The following is a 19,727-nucleotide window of genomic DNA, read 5'->3' as shown; positions in this document are numbered from 1 at the left end:
TTTTTGGTCATCATAACGTAGATAGGTGGAAATCAACTTATTTTGGGCTGTCCTTGGTCATTGGTTATTGGTGATTCATGATGGAAAAATCACCAAGGATAAAACAAGTTGATTGACTTATAGGCGGCTAGGAAGCTAAATATTGTCACAGAAACAGGCAAGAGAGGCACAATTGATGGAACTGGCTACGACTCTAACCAGCCAGACAGTTCAGAATGCTGTCCGAGAGGTGGGCATCAACGCGAATCACTGGTATCCGGTGGGTTGGGCAAGCCAACTGAAGCCCGGTGATACTATGGCTGTAGTCATCTGGCAGCAAGCGATCGCACTTTTTCGAGATACTCAAGGGAATCTCCATGCCTTAGAGGATGCTTGCCCTCACAAGGGCATCGCCCTGCACAAGGGCACAGTACAAGGGTGTAACCTGGCGTGTGCTTATCATGGCTGGGAATTTAACGGTGAAGGTGATTGCGTCAGCATTCCCTATCTTCCCGACAACCAAAAACTTCCCCGCGCCCAAGCCCGCAGTTATCCAGTTCAGGAAAAATATAATCTGATCTGGATCTTCCCTGGCGATCGCGCGATCGCTACCACCTGTCAGCCGCCGGACATCCCTGAATTTGACCAGCCAGATTGGTTAATGGTGCCAGTAAATGCCCACTTCCAAGCACATTTTTCCATCTGCAATGAGAACACGATGGACGTTTTTCATGGTTTTCTGCACCAAAAATTGCAGGGTTGGTTCGATCCGGTGCTAACGAGTCTGCGGGAGACAGAAGCGGCAGTCTGCGCCGAATATAACGTTTCCTACAAAGGTCGCATGGCTCAGTTTCTCGGATTGAGCGATCGCGCTGACCAAGTAACCACCTTACCGATCTCGATCCAGTATCGCTACCCCCACTTTTATACCGTTCTTCAGGGAGTTTCCGCTCTATACTTGATGCGGCTGCCAGTCGGCTTAACCGAGAGTCGATCTTTTGCCTTCTTCTTTTTCAAAGTTCGCCTGCCCAAATGGATACTCAACCCGCTCAAGCCTTTGTTACAAATTCTGCTCCCGCGCTTTGTACTGTTGAGATTTCTCGCCCAAGACATCGAGATGATCGAAAGCGAACAGCGAACCTATTTAGCCAATCCCCAGCGACGTTATGTAGAAATCAACCCAGCGATTATTGCTATCCAGCGGCTAATTGTCCGGCAATATGAGAAATTTGTGCAAAAATCTAGTCAATCGCAAAACAATCATCAGGGGAATTCTCAAAAGTCTATTTCTCTCTTCTGAGGCGATCGCAAGAGAGCCAGATGAACTAACCCAAGAAAATTCAATCGGATGAAGGCAACTCTCTTAGCAGCGGCGTATTCTCTAGCCCTTTCTCAGGGTTGCGGCTCCCAAGTGAGCTGGAGCAATGTATTAATAAACACTATTAGGTCTTCTTCCTTCGGGCGTTTCGTGAGACCTGGATAGCAGAAACCGAGTCTGGCAAATATACTGTTGAGCCAGAGGCGATCGCTTATCTGGTAAAAGCTGAGAGGAGTCAAAGAATGCAAATTGTCAAAGAATATGTCCAGCACTGGTACGAGAGCGGACTTGACCCTGAGGAGTATATCTGTCATCAGAAGCAGGGGAATATAGTCGAAATTGAAGACACGAGGACGGGTGAGCGTCAAACCGTTCTCAGCTTCTGCACCAATGATGTCTTAGGGTTAGTTCACGAAGAAGCCGTTAAGCAAGCTGCGATTGACGCCATCCTGAAATACGGAACGTCGAACAGCTCCTGCTCAGTCTTGAGCGGTCGAATCGATCTGCACCGACAGCTAGAGGACGAGATTTCAGCCTTTAAGCATCTCCCCCACACCCAGCTATTTCTGAACGCTTGGATGGCGATGCAAGCCTTAATGGATGCCTTCTGTCACTTGGCAATTCCCGTGCCAGGATTTCAGAACACCCGCGAAACTTTGATTCTCACCGATGTCCTCAATCATGGCTGCATTGTCTCAGCCGTCGTCAATGCCGGGACTCGTTCCGGAAAAGTTTTTGGCAATAGCCCCCGCACCCGTGTAAAAGCTTACCGCCATTGTGATATAGAGGATTTGGCGCGGAAACTGCATCGGTATGCCCGCCCCGGCGATCGCATTCTGGTTGTATCCGATGCCGTATTCTCAATGGATGGGGATATCGCGCCGCTGCCCGACATGATAAATGTCCTGCAAAAATACGAGGGTAGCGTGCTAGTGATGGATGAGGCTCATGCCAGTGGTGCCATTGGAGCAACTGGAAGAGGGATCTACGAGCATTTTGGCATTTTGCCCAGTTATGCGATTGAGCGGGGCGTCGTGCCGCTGATTATGACGACTTTCTCTAAGTTTGCCGCCTCAGCCGGAGCCGCCATTAGCAGCCATGTCGCCGAGCTAAAACCGCTTCTGAATGTTTCTCCCACCTCAATTGGAACCATATCTTTACCGCCACCAACCACAGCTGCTGCCTTAGAAAGCATCCGTTTGGTTCGCCAACAGCCAGAACGAGTCCAAAAGCTTCAGGAAAATACGCGGTATATGCGATCGCGCTTAGCTGAAAATGATTTTGTCGCGATTGGCGAGACAAATGTTGTCCCAGTCATTTTACCGTCGGAGATTAATCCCAAAGCCTTTGGCAGACAACTTTTGCAAGATCGCGGTTTTTGGGTATCTCCGATTTGGTTTATTGCCAAACCCCGCCTACGCATTACCGTCAACGCCCTCCACACTCACGAGGAAATGGATCGTCTGGTGGCAGCGATGGTAGCCATTCGGGACTTGTTGTATCAACCAACCATTAGTGCATAGCAATATCAGGCTTAACCTGACACTTTTGCAGTAAGACTAGCTGTTTGCTTAACCCCCTTTTTGGAGTGCGTGATGCGTGTACTGCTCCTCTATCCACAATTTCCCAAATCGTTCTGGTCTTTTGACAAAGCGCTGGAACTAATCGGACGCAAGGTGTCGCTTCCCCCGCTGGGGATGATTACAGTCGCAGCGATTTTGCCCCAAACTTGGGAGTTCCGCTTAGTAGACCGCAATGTTCAATTTGAGACTGAAGCAGACTGGGCTTGGGCAGACCTAGTCATCATCTCAGGGATGATTGTCCAGAAACCAGATATGCTGCACCTGATCCGCGAAGCGAAGCAGCGCGGCAAATTGGTGGCGGTAGGTGGTCCCTACGTTACCTCAGTTCCGAAGGCGGCACAGGAAGCCGGAGTGGATTTTCTGGTGTTAGATGAAGGCGAGATTACCCTGCCGCTTTTAGTCGAGGCTCTAGAGCGGGGTGAAACAGAGGGGATATTTCGTGCCAATGACGAAAAGCCCGATGTCACTAACACACCCATTCCCAGATTCGACCTGCTGGATCTCACAGCCTACAACGATATGTCGGTGCAGTTTTCGCGGGGTTGCCCGTTTCAGTGCGAGTTCTGCGACATCATTGTCCTCTATGGGCGCAAGCCACGCACTAAAACACCCGCACAACTGCTCGCTGAGTTGCAAGCTCTCTATGACTTGGGCTGGCGGCGCTCCATTTTTGTGGTTGATGACAACTTCATCGGCAACAAGCGCAACGTCAAGCTCTTACTGCGCGAACTCGGTCCCTGGATGGCAGCTCGCGGCTACCCCTTCCGTCTCTCGACTGAAGCCTCGGTGGACTTAGCACAGGATGAGGAACTGCTGGATTTGATGGTCGCTGCCAACTTCAGTGCAGTGTTTTTGGGCATCGAAACACCAGACACAGATAGTCTGAAACTCACTCAGAAATTCCAAAATACGCGCAGTTCGCTGATGGAATCGGTTCAGAAAATCAATCGGGTGGGTTTGCGCGTGATGGCTGGTTTCATCATTGGCTTCGATGGTGAAAAGGCAGGGGCAGGTCGTCGCATCATTGATTTTGTGGAAGCGACTGCAATTCCTCAAGCACTGTTCAGTATGCTTCAGGCTTTGCCGAATACGGCACTGTGGTATCGACTCCAGAAAGAGGGTCGTCTGCTGGAGGGGACTGAAGAGGCGAATATCCACCAGACAACACTTACCAATTTTATCCCCAGTCGTCCTTTAGAAGAATTGGCTCGTGAATACGTCAGTTGCTTCTGGGAACTGTATGAACCAACTCGCTATCTGGCACGAGTCTATCGGCACTTCCTAGAGATGAAGCCGACGCCTCACAAAAAGAAGTTCCGAATGCCGGGATTAAGCGATATCCGGGCATTGTTGATCATTTGTTGGCGACAGGGGCTGAAGCGCAATACACGCTTCCAGTTCTGGCGTCAGATGTTCTCAATCATCAAGCACAATCCGGGTGTATTTGAGTCTTATTTGATTAATTGCGCCCATATTGAGCATTTCATCGAGTACCGTCAAATTGTGCGCGACGAAATCGAAGCCCAACTTACCCAATACCTAGCTAATAAGGCAACAGAAACGACTCAGGAAAAGGTTCTGGCAAGTTGAGCCATTCAATTTTGGATTGACTTTATGAATGAATTCGGAGGACTAAGATAAAGTTGTTTCATTAGACACTTTTACAACTAGAGTAATGGTGATAGATCAAACAGCAAAGGTTCAAATCCGGGCGGTAACAACTCCAGCAGAAACCAAAATGTTTCTGGATGTTCCGGAGCGGGTTTATGCGAACGATCCTCACTGGGTAGCGCCGATTCGGAGCAGTATTGCCAAGCAGTTCACTGCCAGTAATCCGTTCTTTCAATATGGGAAGTTACAACAGTTTATTGCCATATCTGAAGGAGCAAACAATTCTCAGGCGTTAGGGCGCATTGTTGCCGCAGTGAATCATCGGTTAATTGAGCGAGAAGGGCAAAATGTTGGTTTGTTCGGTTTTTTTGAGTGCGTGCAAGATTTTGCGATCGCTCAATCCTTATTAGATACTGCCTGCAACTGGTTGCGGGAGCAAGGCATGACGGTTGCTAGGGGTCCTATCGATCTCTCAACTCACAATAATTGTTTGTTTTTAGTAGACGGATTTGACTCGCCACCGATGGTGATGATGCCCTACAATCTGTCCTACTATCCAGAGTTTATAGAGAAAGATGGCTGGCATAAAGCCAAGGATGCTTACGCCTATAATTTTTCTTTAGATAAACCCTTACCAACAGAATTTGAGAAAGCTTATCGGATTGCTTGTAAATCTGGTGTTACCTTTCGTCCGTTAAGAACTAAGGGAAAAGAATTTGAGCAAGATTGCATCAGCCTCTATCACCTTTTTAACCGCGCTTTCGCCAATAACTGGAGTTCAACACCGCGCAGCGAGGAAGAATTTTTAGAAGAAGCGAAGGAACTACAGAGTTTAGTAGATCCGGATGTCTTCCCAATTGCCGAATATAACGGTGAAATGATTGGCTTTTGGATGGGATTACCAGACTATAATATTCCCCTAAAACACGTCAACGGTAAGCTAGACTGGCTAGGAATTCTTAAGTTTCTTTGGTATCGCCGTCAAATTGATCGAGGACGAGTAATTGCCATTTGTTCCCTGCCGGAGTATCGCCGAAAAATGGTACCTCTCGCCTTAATTTATTTGGGAATGCAAGGTGGAATTCAAAAGGGCAAACCCTATAAACGAGCTGAACTTTCCTGGGTCTATGAAGATAATTTTCCCTCCCGCAAGCTAATTGAAGCATCGGGGGGCAAGATTTATAAAACTTACCGCATTTACGAAAAAGCATTATGAAGGCGCTAGTTACTGGAGCGGGCGGATTTACAGGTTCTCACTTAGTGCGGGCTTTAGAGCAGCAGGGCGACTTTGTGGTGGGTCTAGTCCGAAAGTCAAGCAATCTAGCGCGTCTTTCTAATTGCAACGTCCAGTTGGTTTACGGAGATATCACCGATAGAGATGCCTTGCGAACGGCAATGACTGGGGTAGATACAGTTTTTCACACTGCTGCCTATGTAGAACTGGGCATCGTCAATGAGGCAGAAATGGAGCGGGTGAATGTGGAAGGAACCCGCTCGGTGTTAGAAATTGCCCAAGCCGCTGGTGTCTCCAAAGTGGTCTATTGCAGCACTATTGGCGTGTTTGGCGATACCGGGGGCAAACTTGTAGATGAAACTTTTAAACGGACACAAACTAACTTTTCCTCAGCCTACGATCGCACTAAATACCAAGCGCAAGAATGGGTGGATCGATTTGCGGCGCAAGGGCTTCCGGTGGTTAGTCTTCTGCCTTCCGGGATTTTTGGGGCTGACGATCCCCATTTTGGCCCCGCGATGCAGCAATTTCTCAAAGGACGGCTAAAGCTGTGGGCAGGAGGCGATCGCATTACCGGCATTGTCCATGTGGACGACTTAGCTGCGGCGATGATTCTGGCAGCAAAAAAAAGCAAATCTGGAGAACACTACATTATTTCTGCCGGTGAGCTGACTACCCGCGAAATGTTTGAGATTTTCAGCCAGGAAACCAACATTCCCGTCCCTGCCGAAGCTCCTAAGCCAGTCGTGAGACTTTTGGGAAACTTACTCGATCCAGTCGGACGCCTTCTCAAATGGCAGCCACCCCTCAGCCGGGAGCGCGTTCATTATATTTACGACCGCTGCGTCCGGGTGGATGCCACCAAAGCCTTTCAGGAACTCGGTTGGCATCCCCGCTCAGTATCAGAAACATTGCGTGAGATTGTCCGAATCATGCAAGCAGCATCGTGAACGTGGCACTATTCTTTCTGGAGAACCCCATCTTCAAGATAAGCGACTCGGTCGGCTACATCTACAATCCGAGGATCGTGCGTCACCATCAGCACCGTGCAGCCGCCTTCTTTTGCTAACTGACGCAGTAACTCAATCACGGTATGCCCACTATGGGAGTCTAAGGCAGCGGTTGGCTCATCTGCCATAATCAATTGAGGATGACCTGCTAAAGCCCGAGCGATCGCTACCCGCTGTTTTTGTCCCCCGGACAAATCACCCGGCTTCTGATTCGCTTTATCCCCTAATCCCACCTGTTCCAACAAAACTTTTGCTTGCTGTCGCGCTAGCCTATCCCGAATGCCTTTAACATTCAGCACGATTTCAATATTTTCAGATGCTGTCAGTGCCCCAAACAAGTTGAAACCCTGAAAAATAAAGCCGATATTTTCGAGTCGGAACCGTGCTAGCTTTGCCCTAGACATTCCTGTAATCTCGTCTCCGAGTAAGTACACGTTTCCAGCAGATGGTGTCAGCAGTCCAGCTAAGATTGACAGCAGAGTGGTTTTTCCCGATCCAGAAGGCCCCATCAATAGTTGGATATCGCCCCTAGGGATTTCTAAGTCAATCCCTTTAAGAACTTGATAGAACTGTCGTCCTGATGGGAATGCCATCTCTACCCCTTTGGCAATAATGGCTCCCATTTGACGATTATTAAAATCTCTTGAGGTAGAATCATCCTGGCTCCGGCTCTTTTTAAACACAGTAGAGTTAATTTCAAAAGCACTCATCCGTTTAAGTTTTTAGCCTAACTTTTTGTCAAGTTTGCACGTAATCATAAATTTTTTCCTATGGTTTCACTGGCTCGGAAGCACTTGCTCGAAGACATTCCTCGCTTACTTGTGGCTCAGGCAGGGATTATGTTTGCTGTTAGCCTGGTAACAATTCAAACTGGTATCTTCAATGGCTTTAGTCGCTCCGCTGCTAAATTAATTGACAATTCCCAAGCCGATCTTTGGGTGGCATCAAAGAGTATGGTGTATGTTGATCTGACGCTGCCAATCCCCCAGGCGCACGTAGTTCTGGCTCAAGAGGTGGCAGGCGTAGAGCGAGCCGAAGCACTAATTGCTAGGGGTTCCGTATGGCGTCACCCCTCAGGTGAGATTGCTCCAGTGAGAGTCATCGGATTTAACCCAAATGGACAATTGTTTGTACCAACCAATATCACACAAGGAAGTGTGAGTGCCCTAAAAGAACCTTACACCGTAATGGTGGATGTAACTAACCTGGATTCCTTAAAGGTACGAAAGATAGGTGATGTCGCTGAAGTTGGTACTTTACCGGCGCGGTTAGTTGGGTTCACACAAAGAAATCGCTCAATTGCATCGAATGCTTATATGTTTACCTCTTTGGAGAGTGCCAACGCTTACTTAAATTCCGGTCAGACTTCTAGTTTGTCCTGCCGATTGCAATCGGGATCGACGGGAATCCAGTGTACCAACACTTATGAGAAGCCCGATCCAACTTCTACTTCTTCTGTACCCAAACAGTTAGCTGCATCAGATCCCATCACTTATGTGTTGATTCAAGCCAAGCCGGGTCAGGATTTAGAGGCACTTAAGCAAAAGCTAGAAGCCACCTTACCAGATACCCGTGCGTACACTCGCGCCGAAATGATTGAGATGACTCAGACTTACTGGCAAAAGCGAACTGGAATTGGGTTCCTTCTGGGTCTTGGTGCAGCGGTGGGTATAATTGTTGGGGCGATCGTTGTCGGTCAGATCCTCTACTCCTCAGTATCAGATCACATCAAGGAATTTGGCACCCTCAAAGCGATGGGCGCGTCCGATTGGGTTATCTACTGTGCAATCGTCGAGCAGGCGCTGTGGATGGCGATTCTAGGCTATATTCCCAGTATGGTTCTTTGCTTAGGAGTGGTAGCCTGGACATTTGCCAGTCAGGGAATCATGATTTTAATTACTCCGGCAACTGCGATCGCTGCCTTTGGGATCACGGTTGTCATGTGCGTCGGTTCTGCCATCTTTGCCATTCAAAAGGTGACTCGTGTCGATCCAGCGATCGTCTTCAAGGCGTAATTCCGAGAATCGTTAAGCTGACAATAGCCGCTACGCCATCCAATACGATTCGGTTAGAGCGAAAAACACCAAAGTTCCCGTAGTTGGGTAACGTTGCCTCAACCCAACCTACAATTATTTTTAACCGAACTGCGGTTTCAACTGCCCGGTGCAAGATGTGAGCAAAACCTAAATTACTTAACGATAAAAATACGAAAATTGCAGTTGCCCATCTAGCTCTTTGATCCGCTGTTTTGCCTTATAAAATTCCTGGCAATAGTACTCCTGTTTTTCAGGAGCGATAGAGGTATCGGGGTTTTTCCATAGTTCCAAAAAGCGGCGGGCGATGTTTTCACACATTACCCTTTCCATACAAGCGGCAGCTGCTTTAATCAATTCCGGAGAGAGAATATCTTGCTGTGTATTCTCGTCAAGATGAAACAGTGGAGATACCTGAGCCAAATCGCCAGGAAACTCAATTAACAAGTTTTGTAGGAAAGATATCAGTTCTGGCGCTTCTACTCTAGACGCTTCTGGACGCCTTTGTATATCTAAAATTTTTAGCCATAAAAATCGGTAATGGGGAAGGCTAAAGAACAAATCTCGTTCTTCTAGCACATCAATAACCGCCTGCCGATATTCGGGGCAATGCAGGTAAAAGCGCAGGAGTAAAGCTTCTGATCGTTCTAAAAGAGTGCGTTCCGAAGAACCAGGTACAACTGGCTGTTGGCGTTTATTATTGCTACCAGTACGGCGCGGCTGGGAACGTTTATTCTGATTGGGCTTAGTTTGCTTGAGGAGATTATTAACTAGCAGCGGCACCTGTAGGGAATTATCTTGATTGAGGAGTTCTTCCCAGTGACGGACAACTTTATTGAGAAGATTATCTGATAGCAACCCCACCCGTCGAGAATCGCCCTGACTAAGGATTTCCGCACAGTGATTGATGTAATAAGTAATTTGATCGTCGTTGGTGAGGTTGTTGAGTAACTTCACCAATTCTCCCGTAACTTGCCCAAATTGATCTGCCTGTTTGAGGTTTTTTTCGACTAAGATTTGCTGAATCTGCCAATCAAGCCACAGAGGGGCGTTGAGCAGCAGTTCCCGATAGGTTTGAGTGCCGCCTTTGCGGATAAATTCGTCGGCATCTTTCCCATCTGGAAGGTTGAGAATTCGGAGATTTACTTGTCCTTGGTAGGCGAGATTGGCAATTTCTCCAATCGCTCGTTGAGCTGCTTTTGTCCCAGCGGCGTCAGCGTCGAAGTTGAATATAATCTGCTTGGATTCGGTGTATCGCAGCAACAGCCGCACCTGTTCTAAGCTGAGAGCGGTGCCAAGAGAAGCGACGACGTTGGAAATGCCTGCTGCATGGAGAGCGATCGCATCAAAATATCCCTCTACCACGACGGCTTGATCTTGCTTGCCAATCGCGTCACGGGCTTTATCCAAAGCAAATAAAGTTTTGCCTTTATGAAATAACTCAGTTTCGGGGGAGTTGAGATACTTGGGTTGCTCATCCCCCAATGTTCTACCGCCAAAGGCAATGACGCGCCCTTGGCTGTCGTGGATCGGGATCGTCAAGCGATCGCGGAATCTGTCATAATAACCGCCGCCTGACTTCCGAGGGACAATCAATCCCGCTTGTTCCACCAACTGCACCGGGTAGTGTTTCTGTTCCACCAAGTAGCGGTAGAGGGTTTCCCAACCCGCCGGTGCATAGCCTAGATGAAATTGTTGGATGGTTTCTTCAGAGAGTTGCCGCTTTGAGCGTAAATACTCTAGAGCCACCTGTCCTTGAGCTTGCCGCAGCGCGTGCTGATAAAAGCTTGCAGTCACTGCCAAAATCTCATACAGCTGCTCTCGCAGCGTAATTTGGCGCTGCAATTCCTGTCGCTGTTCTGGCTCCAGCATCTGCACCGGCACTTGGTAGCGCCGCGCCAAATCCAGCACGACTTCGCCCAAGGAGCGCTTAGAGTGTTCCTTCAGGAATGTAATTACATTTCCCCCAGCTTGACAGCCAAAGCAATAATACATCTGCTTGCTGGGACTGACGCTAAAACTAGGGGTTTTTTCTTCATGAAAAGGGCACAAACCCACAAAATCTTTGCCCTGCTTCCGCAATAAGACGTATTCCGAGATGACATCGTAGATGTCAGCCCGTTGCTTTACTTCCTCAATAGTGTCTGGATGCAGCCGGGGAATTTGCACGACTTGGTGTTTGTATTGAGACCCATTATTATTGTTTTTTTGCGAACAAAGACAAATGGGTATTTTTACTAATGTTCTAAGCTGGTACTAAGATAACTCTTTGCACCCATTCATCTTGCTAAAACTGAATCGCTAATAATCATTGTATTGGGATTACACTCAGGGTCGCACGCTACCAAAATTCTCAATCAATCTAGCGATATAGAGGATAAACCGGGCAGTGCTTAACTTTTTTCCTAGACGCCAAAGTGCGATCGCCAAAGCTGTCGCTGCATTGGAAACCTATGGGGTTAAACCAGCAGTGCGGCAGCATCTGACGGCATTTTTGCAGGAAAGCGACAGCCGCGAACTATACCATGCTAACCCCCGCCGAATTGCCGAAAGATTGCACTTAAGCGAACGGGAGGCGCTGCGAGTTTTAGTCATCGCCTTGAAAGAAGGCATCCTGTCTCTCAACTGGGACATTCAATGTCCCATCTGTCGGGGCATCGACTTCAATCCGAAAAGTCTGTACGATCTGCGGACAAACCATACCTGCCCACTGTGTCACACCGTCCACGCCACTGATGCTGATGAGCAGGTGCGGATTACATTTAGTATTGATGAACGATTGCGCCACCTGGAAAAGAAAGCGGACGATCCGAATTTCCGCGCCCAAGTCGATGCTCAATATGGGGTGGTTTCCGGACACCAGATGCTGACGCTGCAAACTTTTCGGGACTTTTTTCCCCGCGAGACGATTCCGCCTAATGAGAGTTTAACGATCCGGCGGGTGGCGATTCTATTTACGGATCTGGCTGGTTCGACGGCACTCTATGCAAGGCGAGGAGATTCGCGGGCTTATCATCTGGTACGCCGACACTTCGATCTACTGTTTCAGGTAGTAGATGCCCACAATGGTGTGGTTGTCAAGACGATTGGGGATGCGGTGATGGCAGCATTCACTGCGCCTGTTGATGCGATCGCCAGCGCGATCGCCATGCATCAGCAGATGGAAGCCTTAAATCAACAGTTGCAACTAACAGCAGAAGATCGGCTCATCCTCAAAATTGGCATTGATGTCGGCCCCTGTATTAGTGTCACCCTAAACGAGCGGCTTGACTACTTCGGCACGACGGTCAATACAGCAGCACGGGTGCAGGCTACAAGCCAAGGCAACGACATTGCTTGTACTGAAACTGTACTCATGGACGCTGACGCTGCCAGTGCTGTCAAGGATTGCCCCCGACTGTGTAATGCCATGAGTTTTAAAGGATTGGATGCACCGATTCTGGTTCATCGGATTGAGTTAATCAAGGCAATTTGCTAAAAACAAGTGATGTCTGAACTTTTCTCTCTCCGAACTTAAAGGGATAAGGGGCGAAACCCTTACATTTACATCGTTAACCTAATTTTTATATAAATTTTATCTTTCTGTTGAATAGCTTTCAGTAAATATTGTTAGTTCTTCTAGCCTAGCGTCCTTTTAGTTTTGAATAATATACTAACGATAGGTCTCCTTTAAAAAAACGGCTAACATTTGTTACCTAAAAACCAAAACTACTGATTTTCAGCAGTTCCTCACTCTCTCGACGCTAAATTTTTGGACAATGAACATAAACGATTGCCATGCTTACAAAATTTTATCCTTTTAGTTGCAAATTGTGATTTTTTAACACTGATAGACCCAGTTGATGTAAGATGTGGAGCTTGCTAACAAAATATCTGAAGAATCAGCGGCTTTAAACTCAAGATAATTACCGCGTACCGACAATAACTGAGTAGGAGTCCTCTTGGTTTTCCGTGAAGCCAACGGGTGAATCGGGAAGACTTCCCCCCTTTACTGAGTCTTCCAAACCTTGATAAATGCGTAATTATCCGGTGGGCAGATAGGTCACTCAGTATGTTATTCAGTTAAGTTTGAAGTGAAAAATTCATAACTCACGACGAAAACCATGAAAGCAGCTAATAGCCGTCAACCTTCCTCCGTTACTTCCAAAATTCTCAAGCTAGTCGGGGTAATCCTGATTGTCTCCTCGCTGCTTGACTATGCGGTTTTTCTAATTCCGCCGAGTAGACCCGGTGGCGTGGACGATCCACAGTGGCGGCTGAACTTCCTACAGTGGCAACAGGGCGTTACAGGGCAGTTAATTGACAGAGGTGTGATTCCGATGGTAGGTCTGGCGCTGCTGTTCGCTGGATATTGGATTGACACCAACTCTGGAGTGGCTCGAAAAGGTTGGGAAGACCTAGTGAGAGTCGGAGCGTTGATACTCTCTGCTATTTTAGGTTTGAGCTTCCTGCTGCCAGTTCCCTTACTGAACATCAATAGCCTGCGTCTGCTGAACCAGGAAGCGATCGCCCGAATTAACCAAAGAGCCACTCAAGTTGAAACTCAGATCGCCAGCCAGTCAGCACAAGTTACCGCCCTGCTTGAAGATAGCAAGAAGCTATCGGAACTAGATCAGGCGCTCAAGAGCGGTCAAGTCCAAGGGGAGCAACAGGCGAGATTGCAAGCACTCAAAGATCAATTAGAAAAGTTAAAGCAAGACCCAAAAGCTTTGAATGCACAAGTCGATGCAGCTAAAACCCAAGTTCGAGGCGGCAAACTAGAAGCCCAAAAACAAGCTCAAGGCGAGTTATGGAAAACGAGTATTCGGAATGGTCTGAGCAGTTTACTCTTAGCGATTGGCTACCTGAGCATTGCGGCGCTGGGGTTGACAGGTTTGGGAGGAAGTCGTCGGAAAGCTCAGGCGCGGTAAGGACTCGCGAGTTGTGAGTGGTTAGGGGTCAGTCGCCAAAAAAAGCTGTAGGGCTTTCCCCTCGGTGAAGTGGTGGGCGAAGCTGCTGCCCGTTGAGTAGGCTAGGATGAAGGCTGCAATTTTTCATCCTTCATCCGGCGAAGAAAGCATCCTACTAACACACTTCTACTCTTGGAAGTCATAACGCCCCTAGGAACCCCACGCGATCGGGATTTTCCTGGCTGGAGTGCATCTCAAAGCAGCGATTGGTTATTTCCTCTCACGAGCGGCATCGCATGTTTTCAATTTACATACTGACCCATAACGAAGAAATTGATATTGCCGCTTGTATTGAGTCGGCAATGCTATCGGATGATGTGATTGTGGTGGATTCGTACAGTAGCGATCGCACTCTCGAAATCGCCAGTCGCTACAATGTGCGAGTGGTGAAGCATCGGTTTGAAAGTCACGGACGACAAAGAACCTGGATGCTCCAAGAAGTACCCGCCAAACACGAATGGATTTACATCCTAGAAGCTGATGAGCGGATGACAAAAGAGCTGTTTCAGGAATGCCTGGAAGCGATTAAAACTCAGGAATATGTCGGCTACTACGTGGCAGAGCGCGTCATGTTCATGGGCAGTTGGATTCGCCGCAGCACCCAGTATCCCCGCTACCAGATGCGTCTGTTGAAACCGGGCAAAGTCTGGTTTAGCGACTACGGTCATACCGAACGGGAAGTTTGCCAAGGAGCTACCAGCTTCTTGAAAGAAACCTATCCCCACTACACCTGTAGTAAGGGATTGAGTCGCTGGATTGACAAGCACAACCGTTATTCTACAGACGAAGCCGTTGAAACCCTACGCCAGCTAGAGAAAGGAAGTGTGAACTGGCGAGATTTACTCTTGGGTCGTTCGGAAGTAGAAAAACGCCGCGCCCTCAAAGATTTGTCTCTGCGGTTGCCCTTCCGTCCGCTCGTGCGCTTCGTATATATGTATTTCTTCCTGGGTGGCTTTCTGGACGGGCGAGGAGGATTTGCCTGGTGTACTTTGCAGGCATTCTACGAATATCTCATCTTACTCAAGGTGTGGGAGCTAAAGCATATGCCCCTGCCCCCGCTGGATGACCCAAATCAACCAATTCCTCCAGACGACACGAATGTGGATGCGGCGACAGTCAGTTCCTTTCCTCGACAAAGGTAGCGGGCTTGTAAATGCTAAAGTGTAAAGTGTGATACTAGATACCAGGGGAGTTGCAACAATTCTTCACAAGTCTTACAAATAAAGATAGAAATGAAACAATTCCAGAATCAACCCTGCACTTTGGCGGCAGGTAAGCCATGCATGAAGGAGCAGCAATCTTTAGAGAATGCCCAGTTCTAGTTTTGCAGGCGCGTCTTCTGGGGTTGATTGACGAACTTTTTTCATTTTCAGCCAAGGCTCACCGAGTGAGATTGGTATTCCGTATAAAGAAAGCACCGCCAGTTGTAAGGAGATTGGGCAATCTGTGATCCAACGCTTCAAGCAGGACTTAAAGAATGACCTAATTGCAGGTCTTCTGGTTGTCATTCCTTTGGCCACCACAATCTGGCTGACAATTACAATTGCCAGCTGGGTGATCAACTTTTTGACCCGCATTCCAAAGCAGGTAAATCCCTTCGATGGTCTGCATCCCATCCTAGTGAATGTACTAAATCTGTTGGTGGGACTGGCAGTGCCATTGCTGTGTATTATGCTGATTGGCTTGATGGCCCGCAATATTGCAGGACGGTGGCTGCTAGATTTTGGGGAGCGGCTGTTGCAGGCGATTCCATTAGCGGGAGCGGTTTATAAAACGCTCAAACAGTTACTAGAAACGATTTTAAGGGATACAAACGGCAAGTTTCGTCGCGTCATTTTGGTAGAGTATCCCCGTCGAGGAGTATGGGCGATCGCTTTCGTTACGGGTGTGATGAGCAGCGAAATCCAATGTCAGATGACTCGTCCCATGCTCAGCGTTTTTATTCCAACTACGCCTAACCCAACCACCGGCTGGTATGCGGTTGTCCCGGAGGAAGAAGTGCTGAACCTCTCAATGTCGATTGAAGATGCCTTCAAGGTAGTGGTTTCGGGAGGAATTGTCAGTCCCAACCCCTTACCCTCGGTGCCGGTTCCCACTGATAGCGATCGCCAACTGGAACCCGTGGTTTCTGAAGGGAGATGGCAGGTTTTACCCACAGAGGAAGATTAAAAAGTTAGTAGGTAATTGGTAATGGTCAGTAGTCCTTAGTCTGTTGCTACCTCAGCCCTCAGTCCTCAGTCCTCAGCCCTCAGATAGTCCTTAATCCTTGGTTTGCTGCTACTGACTAATGACGACTGACTTTACCAATTACCTCCCCAATTACCAATTTGTCATGCAAACCCGCAAACCCCAAAGTATTGCCCGTGAATTAGCTCTCCTCAGCCTCAGCCAGCTGAGTGGGAATGCTATTTTGAACCTGAGCCAGCTGAGTGTAAATCCCAAACAACTGAATCCAGAACAAGTCACTCGTCAGCAACTCTCCAGTCTAATAACGGCTGCCATCCGCGCCCTCACCGCTGAAGTGCAAGAGACTTTAGAGGTTGCCGCAGCAGAAGTCCAACGCTCAAGCGAACGCTTGCTCAGTAGCGAAACCCGCGCCTCGGATGTTCAGAGTGCAAAGGCGATGATAAACGAAGCCATTGAGCTAACTCAGGCAGCCATCAACCGCGTGGGAACGGCTCTAGAACTGCCAGAATTTATTCAACTGTCAAACCAGCAGGAGGTTCGCGCCTACGCTCTAGAAATTATCACCAAAGTCAACGCCAAGCGGGCAGAGATCGATCAACTGCTGGACGAAGCAATGGTGAATTGGCAGTTAAACCGCCTGCCTCGGATTGACCGGGATATCTTGCGGGTGGCAGTGGTAGAAATTATGTATATGGGCGTGCCAGACAGAGTTGCCGTCAATGAAGCGATAGAGTTAGCTAAACGGTACAGTGATGAGGAAGGGCATCGATTTATTCAAGGCGTCCTGCGCCGAGTCACTGACCAGCTTAAGGCTCAATCGCCCACGACCTAGAAAAGTTTTCTATAGTTAGTAGCAGTAATAGCTCCTTAATTGCTGCTGAGTTTTATAGGTGCAATGGTTTTTAATTGGTTCCGTCGTCAGTTTAGCGATAAAACAAGTGACTCCCAGGTTGAACCGGAAAAAACCGATGTAGAGACGCCAGATATTGCGTCTCTACAACCGGAAGCCGAAACCGAAACGTCAGAATCAACAACAGAGGCTCAGTCACAGCAGGTTGCTGAAGACCTGCTCAGTTACGCTAAGGCAGCCTACAAAAATATTCAGCAAAAACAGCAACAATCCCAGGTAGAAACGGCTCCAGCGGTGGCTGAGTCACCCGCCACACCGGCAGCAGAAACGACAGAAGTCAGCGCGGAGACCCAGACGGCTCAATCAGTTGAGGCACCCGCGACAACGACGGTTGAAGCTGAAGCACCGGAGACGCCTGAAACGCTGACACTGGCAGAAGCGTCCACGGTAGAAACAGCCCCAGAACCAGAACCGACTCAAACGCCTAAAGTAGTTGAGGCAGAAGCACCCCCAGAGTCAGAGGTAGGGGAACCAGAGGTTGAGCAAGCGATCGCCCAAACCAGCGTCAATTTAGAAGCCTTACCCCCAGAGTCAGAGGCAGGGGAACCAGAGGTTGAGCAAGCGATCGCCCAAACCAGCGTCAATTTAGAAGCCTTACCCCCAGAGGCTTCACCAGAGCCAACAGCGACTGAATCCCAGACAGATGAAGCTGCCACCACCCCGGTGCCCTTCTGGGCGCGGGAAGACCGACAGGCGCGGCTAGAACGCCTCAAGGCAACGGCGATAGAGACGCCAGAAACAGAACCTGTCAGGGCACCCGTGCAGCCAGCAGCGGCAACCTTGGAGACTGGATCGATGCCGGGACTCACCTTCGATGAGGGCTTCATGTGGTCAGCGCAAGTGCTGGCATCTCAAGGGCGTCGGGCGGAGGATGTTTCAATTGAAGAAATTACCTGGCTGAAGCGACTGCGGCAAGGCTTGGACAAAACTCGTCGCAGCTTGATCAACCGACTTAAGGCAATTGTTGGTCAAGGGCCGTTAAATCAAGACGCGGTGATGGAGATTGAGGCGCTGCTGTTGCAGGCAGATGCTGGCGTTGAGGCGACGGACTCTATCATCAATACGCTGCAAAAGAGACTTCGAGATGAGGTGCTGCCACCAGAGCAAGCGATCGCCTACCTCAAGCAAATCCTGCGCGACTTACTCGACCAACCCATTCAGGAATCCTACAGCCCCACCTTTGTCCCGACAAAAGACACCCTGAATATCTGGCTGATGACTGGGGTCAATGGTGCGGGTAAAACAACCACGATTGGCAAAATTGCCCATTTAGCCCAAAAATCCGGCTATAAGTGCTTAATTGGTGCTGCCGATACCTTCCGTGCCGCTGCTGTAGAACAGGTAAAGATTTGGGGACAGCGCAGTGGCGTTGAGGTGATTGCCAACCCAGGACAGAATACCGATCCGGCTGCCGTTGTGTTTGACGCGATCGCCGCCGCCCAGGCACGGGGTACAGAATTACTCCTGATCGACACCGCAGGGCGTCTCCAGAACAAGAAAAATCTGATGGACGAACTGAGCAAAATCCGCCGCATTGTCGATAAAAAAGCCCCCGACGCCCAAGTAGAAGCCCTCCTGGTGCTTGACGCCACCCTCGGTCAAAATGGCTTGCGTCAAGCACAAGTCTTCTCAGAAGCAGCAAAACTCAGCGGCGTCGTCTTGACAAAACTCGATGGAACTGCTAAAGGAGGCGTGGCTCTAGCCGTAGTGCAACAGCTTGGCTTGCCCATCCGCTTCATCGGTGCGGGTGAAGGTATAGAAGATTTACGTCCCTTTTCTAGCTACGAATTTGTAGAAGCTTTGCTGAGCGGTTGAGATGAAAACCGACAGCATTTTCTATCAGATGTTTCAAGCCTTTCCAGGCATCTTTTTTGAACTCATCGGACAGCCGTCAAGTAATGGAAATGGCTATACCTTCCAGTCAGTTGAAATCAAAGAAGTAGCTAAACGGATTGATGGAATATTTGTTCCTTCTGGGCGCAGCCGTCAACCCATCTACTTTGTTGAAGTCCAGTTTCAACGTGACGATATCTTTTACTACCGATTCTTTACCGAAATTTTCCTGTACTTAGGTCAAAATAAACCTAACAGAGATTGGCGTGCTGTGGCAGTGTTCAGCAGACGGAGTATCGATCGAGAAGTACCAATAGAATATCAGCGACTGCTACTAAGTCAGCAAGTGCAATGGGTATATTTGGATGAATTGGAGGAAGCCGGAAACCAATCGGTAGGATTGGGTATGGTGCAGTTAGTCGTTGAGGATGAAGATACAGCCCAAGCGCAAGTCAGACAATTAATTCAGAAGGCACAACAGGAGCTTGAGGATGAGGCGGTCAGGCAAAAAATTCTAGAATTGATTGAGACGATATTAGTCTATAAATTTCCCAGAGTTAGCCGTCAGGAGATAGAAGCAATGTTTGGCTTAAGCGATTTAAAACAAACCAGGGTCTATCAAGAAGCTAAGGAAGAAGGTAAGTTAGAAGCCGTGCCTCGGTTCTTGAAACTTGGATTGACCCTGGAACAAATAGCTGAGGGGTTAGAGTTGGATATTGAGGCTGTGAGGAAGATAGCTCAAGAACAATCCGACAAGAGAATTGATTGAGACGATATTAGTCTATAAATTTCCCAGAGTTAGCCGTCAGGAGATAGAAGCAATGTTTGGCTTAAGCGATTTAAAACAAACCAGGGTCTATCAAGAAGCTAAGGAAGAGGGCAAGCAAGAAGGCAAGCAAGAGGCAAAGTTAGAAACAGTGCCTCGGTTATTGCATCTAGGGCTGAATGTGGAACAAATAGCTGCGGCGTTAGAGTTGGATGTTGAGGTTGTCAGGAAGGCGGCTCAAAATCAATCCGCTCAAAATCAATGCGAGAATAGGAGCGAAGAGTAGCTCACCTACTGCCCAATAAGAAAGAAAA

Annotated in this window: 16 protein-coding genes and 1 pseudogene; 14 read left to right on the top strand and 3 right to left on the bottom strand. The window is 48.5% G+C overall.

Going from position 1 to position 19,727, the window contains the following annotated elements:
• The first annotated feature begins 175 nt into the window (after positions 1-175).
• The 5 genes from ACFW2W_RS18765 (at position 176) to ACFW2W_RS18745 (ending at position 6,675) form a co-directional block, all read left to right on the top strand.
• Positions 176-1,279: a Rieske 2Fe-2S domain-containing protein gene (locus ACFW2W_RS18765; protein ID WP_378181667.1), complete on the top strand. Its 1,104-nt coding sequence runs from the start codon at positions 176-178 to the stop codon at positions 1,277-1,279.
• A gap of 260 nt (positions 1,280-1,539) precedes the next feature.
• Positions 1,540-2,820, top strand: coding sequence for an aminotransferase class I/II-fold pyridoxal phosphate-dependent enzyme (locus ACFW2W_RS18760; RefSeq protein WP_378181501.1), 1,281 nt, complete (start codon positions 1,540-1,542; stop codon positions 2,818-2,820).
• Positions 2,821-2,892: 72 nt separating this feature from the next.
• Positions 2,893-4,470: a B12-binding domain-containing radical SAM protein gene (locus tag ACFW2W_RS18755; protein WP_378181498.1), complete on the top strand. Its 1,578-nt coding sequence runs from the start codon at positions 2,893-2,895 to the stop codon at positions 4,468-4,470.
• 85 nt (positions 4,471-4,555) lie between these two features.
• Complete coding sequence (locus ACFW2W_RS18750; protein ID WP_378181495.1) at positions 4,556-5,707, top strand: hypothetical protein; 1,152 nt, start codon at positions 4,556-4,558, stop codon at positions 5,705-5,707.
• Positions 5,704-6,675, top strand: a complete 972-nt coding sequence (locus ACFW2W_RS18745) for an NAD-dependent epimerase/dehydratase family protein (RefSeq protein WP_378181492.1) — start codon at positions 5,704-5,706, stop codon at positions 6,673-6,675. Before ACFW2W_RS18750 ends, ACFW2W_RS18745 begins: the two co-directional genes overlap by 4 nt.
• A gap of 8 nt (positions 6,676-6,683) precedes the next feature.
• Here ACFW2W_RS18745 and ACFW2W_RS18740 read toward each other — a convergent pair whose 3' ends face one another.
• Positions 6,684-7,445, bottom strand: a complete 762-nt coding sequence (locus tag ACFW2W_RS18740) for an ABC transporter ATP-binding protein (RefSeq protein ID WP_378181489.1) — start codon at positions 7,443-7,445, stop codon at positions 6,684-6,686.
• Positions 7,446-7,505: 60 nt separating this feature from the next.
• On the opposite strand from ACFW2W_RS18740, the gene ACFW2W_RS18735 reads away from it, so the two are divergent.
• Entirely contained in the window at positions 7,506-8,750 is a 1,245-nt protein-coding gene (locus tag ACFW2W_RS18735; RefSeq protein WP_378181486.1) for an FtsX-like permease family protein, read from the top strand.
• A 177-nt stretch (positions 8,751-8,927) separates the two neighbouring features.
• On the opposite strand, the gene dnaG is transcribed toward ACFW2W_RS18735, so the two are convergent.
• Positions 8,928-10,937 (bottom strand): DNA primase, encoded by a 2,010-nt coding sequence (dnaG, locus tag ACFW2W_RS18730; RefSeq protein WP_378181483.1) that lies wholly within the window; start codon positions 10,935-10,937, stop codon positions 8,928-8,930.
• A 220-nt stretch (positions 10,938-11,157) separates the two neighbouring features.
• Between dnaG and ACFW2W_RS18725 the strand changes: the two genes are divergently transcribed.
• The 3 genes from ACFW2W_RS18725 to ACFW2W_RS18715 all read left to right on the top strand — a co-directional run bounded on the left by ACFW2W_RS18725 (position 11,158) and on the right by ACFW2W_RS18715 (position 14,859).
• Positions 11,158-12,246, top strand: coding sequence for an adenylate/guanylate cyclase domain-containing protein (locus ACFW2W_RS18725; protein ID WP_378181480.1), 1,089 nt, complete (start codon positions 11,158-11,160; stop codon positions 12,244-12,246).
• 625 nt (positions 12,247-12,871) lie between these two features.
• On the top strand, positions 12,872-13,678 hold the full coding sequence (locus tag ACFW2W_RS18720; protein ID WP_378181477.1) for an HpsJ family protein: 807 nt from the start codon (positions 12,872-12,874) through the stop codon (positions 13,676-13,678).
• 275 nt (positions 13,679-13,953) lie between these two features.
• On the top strand, positions 13,954-14,859 hold the full coding sequence (locus ACFW2W_RS18715) for a glycosyltransferase family 2 protein (protein WP_378181474.1): 906 nt from the start codon (positions 13,954-13,956) through the stop codon (positions 14,857-14,859).
• Positions 14,860-15,018: 159 nt separating this feature from the next.
• Here ACFW2W_RS18715 and ACFW2W_RS18710 read toward each other — a convergent pair whose 3' ends face one another.
• On the bottom strand, positions 15,019-15,279 hold the full coding sequence (locus ACFW2W_RS18710) for a hypothetical protein (RefSeq protein WP_378181676.1): 261 nt from the start codon (positions 15,277-15,279) through the stop codon (positions 15,019-15,021).
• On the opposite strand from ACFW2W_RS18710, the gene ACFW2W_RS18705 reads away from it, so the two are divergent.
• From ACFW2W_RS18705 to ACFW2W_RS18685, 5 genes and pseudogenes are all read left to right on the top strand, one after another.
• On the top strand, positions 15,164-15,886 hold the full coding sequence (locus ACFW2W_RS18705; protein WP_378181471.1) for a DUF502 domain-containing protein: 723 nt from the start codon (positions 15,164-15,166) through the stop codon (positions 15,884-15,886). The genes ACFW2W_RS18710 and ACFW2W_RS18705 overlap by 116 nt on opposite strands.
• A gap of 118 nt (positions 15,887-16,004) precedes the next feature.
• Positions 16,005-16,736 (top strand): transcription antitermination factor NusB, encoded by a 732-nt coding sequence (gene nusB / locus ACFW2W_RS18700; protein WP_378181468.1) that lies wholly within the window; start codon positions 16,005-16,007, stop codon positions 16,734-16,736.
• 63 nt (positions 16,737-16,799) lie between these two features.
• Positions 16,800-18,629 (top strand): signal recognition particle-docking protein FtsY, encoded by a 1,830-nt coding sequence (gene ftsY / locus ACFW2W_RS18695; RefSeq protein WP_378181465.1) that lies wholly within the window; start codon positions 16,800-16,802, stop codon positions 18,627-18,629.
• 1 nt (position 18,630) lies between these two features.
• Complete coding sequence (locus tag ACFW2W_RS18690; protein WP_378181462.1) at positions 18,631-19,416, top strand: Rpn family recombination-promoting nuclease/putative transposase; 786 nt, start codon at positions 18,631-18,633, stop codon at positions 19,414-19,416.
• Positions 19,406-19,699: pseudogene (locus ACFW2W_RS18685) on the top strand (DUF2887 domain-containing protein); the annotation flags it as partial. The gene ACFW2W_RS18690 and the pseudogene ACFW2W_RS18685, both read left to right, overlap by 11 nt.
• Positions 19,700-19,727 lie beyond the last annotated feature (28 nt).

The sequence above is a fragment of the Coleofasciculus sp. H7-2 genome, assembly GCF_042747725.1.
Taxonomy (GTDB): Bacteria; Cyanobacteriota; Cyanobacteriia; order Cyanobacteriales; family FACHB-T130; genus FACHB-T130.
This window is presented reverse-complemented; position numbering and strand designations above follow the sequence as displayed.